Consider the following 8,468-nt stretch of genomic DNA (forward strand, 5'->3'; position numbering starts at 1 on the left):
TCTCGCAAGACCCTTGTCTACTGCCGCAAGCTTGCAAAAACTCGGTTGAAATCACAGGTGCGAGAAATGCCCACATCCGCGATGGAACGGCTTTGGTCGATTTTTTGGCTTGGCTCAGCCGAGTTGTCCCAGCTAAAAATATAACTGAACTGGATGCGTCTAAAAAATTATTGTCCTATCGCCAACTGCAACAATATTTTGAAGAACCCAGCTTTCCCACCATTTCAAGTGCAGGTCCAAATGGCGCCATCATTCACTATTGTCCCACCCCAGAGACCAACCGAACCCTTCAACCCGATGAGCTGTATTTAGTCGACTCAGGGGGGCAATACCTTGATGGCACGACAGATGTCACGCGTGTTATGGCATTTGCAGCACCTACCGATGAGCAGCGTGACCGCTTTACCCGTGTGCTCAAGGGGCATATTGCTCTGGCGCAAGCACGATTTCCCCAAGGCACGACAGGACAACAACTGGATATCCTAGCACGTTATTGGCTATGGCAGGCGGGACTAGATTTTGAGCACAGCACCGGACACGGTGTTGGCAGTTATCTAAGTGTACACGAAGGTCCGCAGAACATCAGTAAAGCACGTGCTGGAACAACACACGTTCCGTTGCAAGTTGGTATGTTGCTTTCTAACGAACCGGGCTATTACAAAAGTGGAGAATACGGCATGCGTATTGAAAGCATAGTCGTGGTCAAAGAACTTGAAAATGAATCGTATGAATATCCGATTCTTGGCTTCGAAACCATTACCCTGGCACCTATTTGCCGCGCTCTTATCGAACCTAAGCTTTTAAGTACCTCTGACATTAATTGGCTGAATAGGTACCACAAAAAAGTGCGTGAGATTCTGATGCCATTGGTTGAGGAAACCGCAAGATCGTGGTTGCAAAAAGAGACAGAAGAGATTACATAGAAGCTACAACTCAAAACTCAACATACCTTATACCGATGTCTTCAGAAAAACTACGCCTGACAAAAAATGCGGTCAACAAGTTGCTCAGCCTGCAACAATCCAGAAATGACAACCAACCATTGCTCCTAAAAGTAACTGTAGATAGTGGTGGTTGCTCAGGATTTCAGTATCGTTTCGATCTTGTCAATGCGCCCGATCCAGAAGACCATGTGTTTGCTCAAGACGGCGTACAAGTCGCCATCGATGATGCTTCCCTTAACCTCATCCAAGGATCGGAAATTGACTACGCAGAAGAAATGATTGGATCGGCATTTGTTATTCGCAATCCAAACGCATCCTCCTCTTGTGGTTGTGGCAATTCATTTTCTTTGTAGCCTGAGTTTTGGATAAGGGAGCTGGATAATTACTGCACTAGAATAAAAACCTTCCCTTTTGCTAAACTTTGTTATATAATTTGCTTGTATGGTTCATTCTATGATCATAGAGTAAATTCTAGACTACATTAGGCTAATTTCTGTTGTTGCTCGACTTTCTCTGCAAAAGATCAAGGTAAATCTACGTTTAGTGCTCTTGGACTTGAGCGAATATAAATGCACCTTAATTTAGGTGATGTAAAAGGAGAATGATGCAATGTCAGACGGTATTGTGAAATGGTTTAATTTAAACAAAGGTTACGGATTTATTGCACCAAGTGATGGTGGTAAGGATGTGTTTGTACACATTAGTGCCCTGCAACAATCTGGTCTCAGCATGCTGGATGAAGGTCAGAAGGTAAGTTTTGAACTTTCTTCCAACAACGGCAAGACTTCAGCTACAGATATCAAACTTGTATCTTAGGTTGGATTGAATATGGCGCTGTGGCTTAATGTCTCAGCGCCGACTCAACCACCGCATCAGCTCCTCAATAGGTGCAGGTCTGGCGATCACGTAGCCCTGTCCCAAAGCACACCCCATCTTTTTCAATAGTTCGTATTGAGCTTTAGTCTCGACTCCTTCAGCTGTTACTTCCAAGTTTAACTCCTGTCCTAATAGGATTGTACTTTTAACAATTGCATCGCCTGTAGAATTTTGCCCCAACGAGCGGATAAAACTTTGATCAATTTTCAAACCATCCAGTGGCAGCTCATACAAGTAGCTCTGTGAAGCTTGTCCGGTACCAAAATCATCAATACTAACTTTCATTCCTGTGGCTCGCAATCGGCGCGCCACGTCGATAACTGCTTGAATATCTGGTGATATAGCGCTTTCAGTAATCTCAATTTCAAAATCTTTGGGCGACATGGATTCATCCTCAAATAACTGAATCAACTCTTCAAATAATTTTGGGGTATAAAAGTTCTTCACAGAGACATTGACGGCTACTCTCAAATTAAAATTTGCCTTATGCAATGTATGCAGATCTTGCACAGCCTGGCGAAACAACCAGTGCGTCAATGGGTTGATCAGAAATGTTTCTTCTGCCAGGGGTAGAAACTCACCTGGATTGATGAGACCCTTTTGCGAGTGTGGCCAGCGCACCAAAGCCTCAACCCCTACAATCTGACCTGAGGCAAAAGCCACCTTGGGTTGATAATGCAGGATCAGCTCTTGTTTTTTTATAGCTTGGTCTAAGTCGTATAACAAGCGTACATTGTACTCTCTGGTTATTTTACCTGCTTGAGCATAGTGGGCAACGTCTTGAGCGAATCCCTGAAGGGTTTGCACAGCTACCTTGGCTTTACGCACCAACTGATTCAACTCCTGATCATCCTTGGGCCACAAGGCAACACCATAGGCAAACTCTAGGTATACTGGAGCTCCTGCGGCAGTGTAGGTTTTTGCGCTTTGACCCCGAAGTGTTTCTAGCAACACGTTCAAGTTTTCTGCTCCTGGAAGTAAAACAATAAAGCCGGAGGTCTGACTATGCCCCAAACACGCAGCAAACGGTAAGATTGTTTGTAGATCTTTGGCAAGTGCTTGTAGAATTTCCTCCGTGTAGGTTGCACCCAAAGCCTGTTCAAGGTCTTGCAGATTGCGAATCTCCATGACAATTACGGCAACCTTATTGCCTTGCTGAGTCAAGGTCATGAAATCTCGTTGCAAACCCCTTAAATTAGGCAACCCAGTCATCGGGTTGGTTAGGCTTTGCTGCTCAATAATGTGAAGATACCTTCTAAAAAGATGGGATCCCATCCCGGATAGGCTGCCCATTAACACAAAAAATAGGCAACGAATTACCCAATCAAAAGTGAGTTGCTGGGTGGAGAGACTAACATCCAAGGGCATCCAGGGCCCGGTCAGCAGCCCTGCAATTAAGGCTGCCAATATACCTCCCCAAATCGAGAAAAAGAAGCCAGCAAGAATAATGGGGATGTAAAAGATATGCACAAAAGCATGTGAGGTCCCACCAGTTAGATAAACGACTCCCCCACTACTGATCAGCATGATCAAAAGACCCGTTGCGACAACCCAAATTGCCCACCCTTTTGGTTGCAACCAATTGAAAGGAGAGGCGTTGTTGAATGGCTCTGGTATTTTTGTTTTCATGGTGTCAGTATTCTAGCAGATAAATAGACGGCAAGGAAAACGGGTAACGATGGATACTCTCAGCAACTTAAAACTTATTGACCTCACCCATACAATCGCACCAAACATTCCCTGCTGGAATGGCCCTAAAAGTTGTGGATTCCAACACGAAATCAAATTGGATTATACAGATGGCAATCGTGACCCAGGATTTCGAGTGCAACAAATCACAATGCATGCTGGCATCGGTACTCACATGGACGCACCTGCCCATTGTGTTCCTGGAGGTGATTCTATTGCCGAGCTTCCTCTGGAAAATTTTTTTGCTCCTTGCTGTGTGATTGATGTCTCAGACCGTATCCATGAACGTTATAGCCTCAGCGTCGACGATATTCGGGGCTTTGAATCGCAGCATGGCAAACTTAAAGAGAATACTTTTGTCATCGTGTATACCGGTTGGGAAAAATTCTGGGGCACACCTGAAAGGTACCATAACAATTATACGTTCCCCAGTGTGTCGGAAAAGGCAGCCTTGATTTTACTGGAACGCAAAATTGTAGGACTTGGTATTGACACTTTTTCTCCCGATCGTCCTGAAGATGGCTTTCCTGTACATCAACATATCTTAGGAGCTAGAAAATACATCATCGAGAATATTGCAAACACGCGACTCCTTCCACCAACTGGTGCTTATACGTTGGCATTGCCGATCAAAACATTTGAGGGTACTGAGGCCCCCACTCGCCTGGTGGGTCTTGTGCAGTGCTAATCTAACCCAACCAAGCCAATGATAAATTTGATCAAGGCAAAAGCGATTGGCAGGATAACAAGGGCAAAGGGATTCAACTTGATTCCCATATTTTGTAGTAACATCGGAAGGACTAAGATCAATCCAATCAAAATCAACATTCCATAGCGCTCAAGCTTTGCCAGCGCCATGGCTGGTCTTTTTGGCAGTAGGCCCACAGCGACACGCCCCCCATCAAGAGGAGGAAGTGGCAGCATATTAAACACGGCTAAAATAACATTGATAAAAATAGAAAACTCCAAAGACTTCAAAGTCAATGCAAGTGCTGGACTTGGGACAAATGGGACCGCACTGAAAGGCTCTGGCCCAAACAAACTCAATGTGAATTTAATAAACAGAGCCGATAAAAATGCCAGAAATAAGTTTGTCCCAGGGCCGGCGGCTGCCACCAACACCATATCGCGTCTGGGATTGTTCAAAGCTCGGAAATTGACCGGAACCGGCTTGGCATATCCAAAGACGAACGGCGATCCAAAAGCAATCAACATACCCGGCAGCAATACTGTACCGATTGGATCAATGTGCTTTATAGGATTAAAACTGACACGCCCTAACAGGTAAGCAGTATTGTCCCCCAATCTATGGGCTACAAATCCGTGTGCAGCTTCATGAAAAGTAATCGCAAAAAGGATGGGAACACCATAAGCGATGATGAGAGGAAGATAGTAGGTAAAAATTTCCATTAAAGAAATGTCCTTATTTTAATCAATAGATACAACCATACAAGGCAATTGTGGCGTTTTTCGCTTCAGTTGCCGGCATAGTCGCTGAGCTTGTTGTTGAGTTACAAATCGTCCGCCTTGGACACGATAGAATATCCCTTTGCGCGCCCCAAGATCGGTGCGCACAAAGCGTGGCGTTAGGCGTTTCAATTCCGGGTTGATGGTGGCCAACCGATGCCATTCTTGCCGAGCCAAGGTTGGAGTTCGCATTGCGGCCAATTGCACCCGATAGCGAGCTTTTTGCGCTGGCATCACCTTTTGTCTTTGTGGTTTTGCTGCTGGACGGGTGGGAACCATAACTTTCTGTACAACCGGTTTTGAAGGTACTGCTGGACGATGGCCAGGAATGATTGAAACGTGAGACACCTTTGCATTCGGTGAAGATTGTGTAGGTTTTTTTGCTGGCTTTGCCGGTAAAAGGGGAAAAGTTTCTTGCAATGGCGGAGCCAAATTAGGGGAGTGCTTAGAATCAAGAGGAAACTTTTCTTCAGTCCCAAAACTCTGCGTTTTTTGCACAGTTTTCACCTCAGGTTCCAAAAAAATGGGTTGCTCTGGTTTAGGTAGTAGTCGCTCTACTCTCGGTTGCGCGGCACTAGGAGCCAAGCGATTATATACCAACTTGTCTTCATGCGGAATTTGCGGCTGCTCGTCATTTTCTGGTCGAATTTTATAGGGTGTTGTTTTTGCCCTGATAAGAGGCACATTTTCAGGTGGAGCCTCTTTGCGGGCAAAGAAATAACCGGTTAACGTACACCCTAAAACAAACGCACCAAAAACCAGCAAGTTACGTTTGGTCAATACAGCTAGGATCAAACGTTGCAATAACGTATGCGGCGAGGGCTGTGGCAACGATTGAGAATGCTGGGAATCAGTCATCGTCTGCTATCGCATTTCTTCTACAGGTTTAACGCCCATCACCTCAAGTCCCGATGCAATGACGAAAGCCATAGCCTGCACTAAAGCAAACCGAGCTAAGGTTTTTTCTTGGTCGCTGGCGTACAAAAATCTCAACTCCGTTTGATCTTTGCCCTTGGTCCAAAGCGCGTGAAAAGCTGAGGCTACATTGTAGAGGTAATAAGCGATGCGGTGTGGTTCTCGCGTTTTTGCCGCCAACTCAATTTGCCGCGGCCACTGGGCTAAGAGTTTAACCAATTCAATATCTTCTTGGTTGTCCAGTAAAGCCAGGTTAGCCTTGGCAAGGTTATCTGCAGAAACCTCGAGTGTAGGAAACAATTCCTTGATATGCCGCTTGATTGAGCACGCACGCGCATGGGCATATTGCACATAAAAAACCGGATTATCCTTAGACTGCTCCAGTACTTTGGCAAAGTCAAAATCTAGCGGTACATCATTTTTGCGCGTGACCATCATAAAGCGCACCGAGTCTTTACCCACGCGTCCTACAACGTCATTGACGGCAATAAAAGTGCCGGCTCGCTTGGACATTTTGACAGGCTTACCTTTATCCATAAATTTCACCAACTGACAGAGTTGTACTTCAAACTCAACGTTTCCTTGGGAAAGAGCTTGCACCGCTGCATTGAGTCGCTTGACGTAGCCCACATGATCAGAGCCCCAGACATCAATGAGCAGTTTATAGCCTCTGCGAACTTTATCCCAGTGATAGGCAATGTCACCTGAAAAGTAGGACCAGCTGCCATCTGGTTTTCTCAAGGCGCGATCGCTATCATCACCAAAATCGGTTGAACGAAACAAAGTGAGTTCTTCTGAAACCCACTCTTCAGGTTTTTTGCCCTTAGGGGGTGGCAATGTTCCCTGGTAAATCAACCCTTGATCTTCAAGCACTTTAAAGGCTTCTTCGGTTTCACCCTGGCTAATAATTGCTTTTTCTGATGTAAATATTTCGTGATGGATCCCCAGTAGTGAAAGGTCATGACGGATCACATCCATCATTGCAGCAACAGCAAATGTACGAATAGGTTCAAGCCATTCGGATTCTGGAACCCCAACCCACTGATCAGCGTATTTTTCTGACAATGCCTGCCCCACAGGAATGAGGTAATCTCCAGGGTATTCGCCAAAATCCTGTGCATGTTGCCCCAAAGCTTCTAGATAACGTTGATACACTGAATGTGCTAAAAGATTCGCCTGGTTACCAGCATCATTGATGTAATACTCTCGGGTGACTTGATAGCCAGCTTTTTGCAAAATGGAGCCTAAGATATCAGCAGCAACCGCTCCTCGGCAATGACCAATGTGCATCGGCCCAGTGGGATTTACTGACACGTATTCAAGATTGACTGGAGTAGCTTGACCCATATCACTGTCACCGTAGCTGCAACCTTGTTTGAGAATGTTTTGCAAGCACTGCTGCCAGAACTCATCCCTAATGCGCAAGTTAACAAAGCCAGGACCTGCCACTTCTGCGGTGGTGATCTGTTCATTTTGTTGCAATTGCTGACACAACAAAGCTGCAATCTCACGGGGATTCATGCGTGCCTGCTTGGCAAGCACCATGGCTGCATTTGTGGCAATGTCTCCATGAACCGCCTCTTTAGGAGGCTCAGCTGTGACTTTCGCAAAATCTAAATCTCCAGGTAAAAATCCTTGCGTCACCAATGATTCAAGGGCGGCTATAATGACTTTGCGAAAATGGGAAAAAACATTCATGAGCATTCAATCATTGTGGTTAAATAAATTCTCCAGATTAGACAAAGAGTCTATCACAGGCCATAAAGAGAAAAAAGGTGGCAAAAGCGGTGCAATTTTGACCCCAATGCAGCAATAAGTTTTCACAAAATTCTCTGCATCTTATGCTTGGTCTGTGCTTCCATAGTTGTTATAGTACTCTCTGTTGGGGCGCTTAGCTCAGTTGGTAGAGCAGCTGACTCTTAATCAGCGGGTCACAGGTTCGAGCCCTGTAGCGCCCACCACGGTTTCCCGCTTGTACGTTAGGTTTGGAGGGAATTCAGAGGTATCTTTCGATCTCCGAAAATCTCCAAAATAGTGCCTGAATCTCGTTCTCTGGCTCCCCATATGCTACCCTTTTTTCTTGAAGGAAGAATTTGCATCTGCTATCTTGATTTTAGTGCCATATATTAAAATTGGAAAAAAGGAAATGTCAGAACAAAAAACCAATCGTGTCAAACTCACCAAACGCATTGTGGAAAGCATAACTCCAGACCCTGCAAAGCAGAAATTTCTCTGGGATACAGAAATCACTGGATTTGGTGTGCGCATTTACCCCACGGGGCGAAAGATGTATTTTTTTCAGTATCGCAACCAACATAAGACAACAAAAAAAATTAAAATTGGGGTGCATGGGAACATCACAACGGAGCAAGCTCGAGAAATGGCCAAAGAGATGGCTATTAAAGCAAGTATGGGCAAAGACCCAGCCACAGAAAATAAAGTCCAAAAAACTAGCCCCATGATGACAGATTTAGCAAAGGACTATATTGAACTTTACGCTCTGAAGGAGAAAAAACCAAAGAGTATCAAAGAAGACAAAGGCATGCTTAAAAACCACATTTTAAAAGAGTTTGCTAG

Annotated in this window: 9 protein-coding genes and 1 tRNA gene; 6 read left to right on the forward strand and 4 right to left on the reverse strand. The window is 45.0% G+C overall.

Annotated elements, in window-relative coordinates:
• The 3 genes from ABFQ95_06225 to ABFQ95_06235 all read left to right on the forward strand — a co-directional run.
• On the forward strand, window positions 1-923 hold a 923-nt coding region (locus ABFQ95_06225; protein MEN8237120.1), incomplete at its 5' end, for a M24B family metallopeptidase.
• Window positions 890-1,297, forward strand: coding sequence for an iron-sulfur cluster assembly accessory protein (locus tag ABFQ95_06230; GenBank protein ID MEN8237121.1), 408 nt, complete (start codon window positions 890-892; stop codon window positions 1,295-1,297). The genes ABFQ95_06225 and ABFQ95_06230, both read left to right, overlap by 34 nt.
• A gap of 256 nt (window positions 1,298-1,553) precedes the next feature.
• A complete protein-coding gene (locus tag ABFQ95_06235; GenBank protein MEN8237122.1) occupies window positions 1,554-1,760 on the forward strand; it encodes a cold-shock protein in 207 nt (68 codons plus the stop codon).
• A 33-nt stretch (window positions 1,761-1,793) separates the two neighbouring features.
• On the opposite strand, the gene ABFQ95_06240 is transcribed toward ABFQ95_06235, so the two are convergent.
• On the reverse strand, window positions 1,794-3,449 hold the full coding sequence (locus tag ABFQ95_06240) for a GGDEF domain-containing phosphodiesterase (protein ID MEN8237123.1): 1,656 nt from the start codon (window positions 3,447-3,449) through the stop codon (window positions 1,794-1,796).
• Window positions 3,450-3,498: 49 nt separating this feature from the next.
• Here ABFQ95_06240 and ABFQ95_06245 point away from each other — a divergent pair, with 49 nt between their 5' ends.
• On the forward strand, window positions 3,499-4,197 hold the full coding sequence (locus ABFQ95_06245) for a cyclase family protein (GenBank protein ID MEN8237124.1): 699 nt from the start codon (window positions 3,499-3,501) through the stop codon (window positions 4,195-4,197).
• Here ABFQ95_06245 and ABFQ95_06250 read toward each other — a convergent pair.
• The 3 genes from ABFQ95_06250 to argS are packed head-to-tail and all read right to left on the reverse strand — an operon-like array spanning window position 4,194 to window position 7,589.
• On the reverse strand, window positions 4,194-4,919 hold the full coding sequence (locus ABFQ95_06250) for a site-2 protease family protein (GenBank protein ID MEN8237125.1): 726 nt from the start codon (window positions 4,917-4,919) through the stop codon (window positions 4,194-4,196). The two genes, ABFQ95_06245 and ABFQ95_06250, sit on opposite strands and share 4 nt — an antisense overlap.
• Before the next feature lie 18 nt (window positions 4,920-4,937).
• Window positions 4,938-5,834 carry an SPOR domain-containing protein gene (locus ABFQ95_06255; GenBank protein MEN8237126.1) on the reverse strand — a complete coding sequence of 299 codons (897 nt, stop codon included), beginning with the start codon at window positions 5,832-5,834 and terminating at the stop codon, window positions 4,938-4,940.
• Between the two features lie 6 nt (window positions 5,835-5,840).
• The gene (gene argS / locus ABFQ95_06260; protein ID MEN8237127.1) at window positions 5,841-7,589 is read right to left on the reverse strand and encodes an arginine--tRNA ligase; all 1,749 of its coding nucleotides are present in this window, start codon (window positions 7,587-7,589) and stop codon (window positions 5,841-5,843) included.
• 187 nt (window positions 7,590-7,776) lie between these two features.
• Here argS and ABFQ95_06265 point away from each other — a divergent pair.
• A tRNA-Lys gene (locus ABFQ95_06265) sits at window positions 7,777-7,852 on the forward strand.
• Window positions 7,853-8,037: 185 nt separating this feature from the next.
• Window positions 8,038-8,468: Arm DNA-binding domain-containing protein (locus ABFQ95_06270; protein MEN8237128.1), on the forward strand; the 431-nt coding region annotated here is incomplete at its 3' end.

The sequence above is a fragment of the Pseudomonadota bacterium genome (assembly GCA_039714795.1).
In the GTDB taxonomy this organism is placed as follows: Bacteria; Pseudomonadota; Alphaproteobacteria; order JAGOMX01; family JAGOMX01; genus JBDLIP01.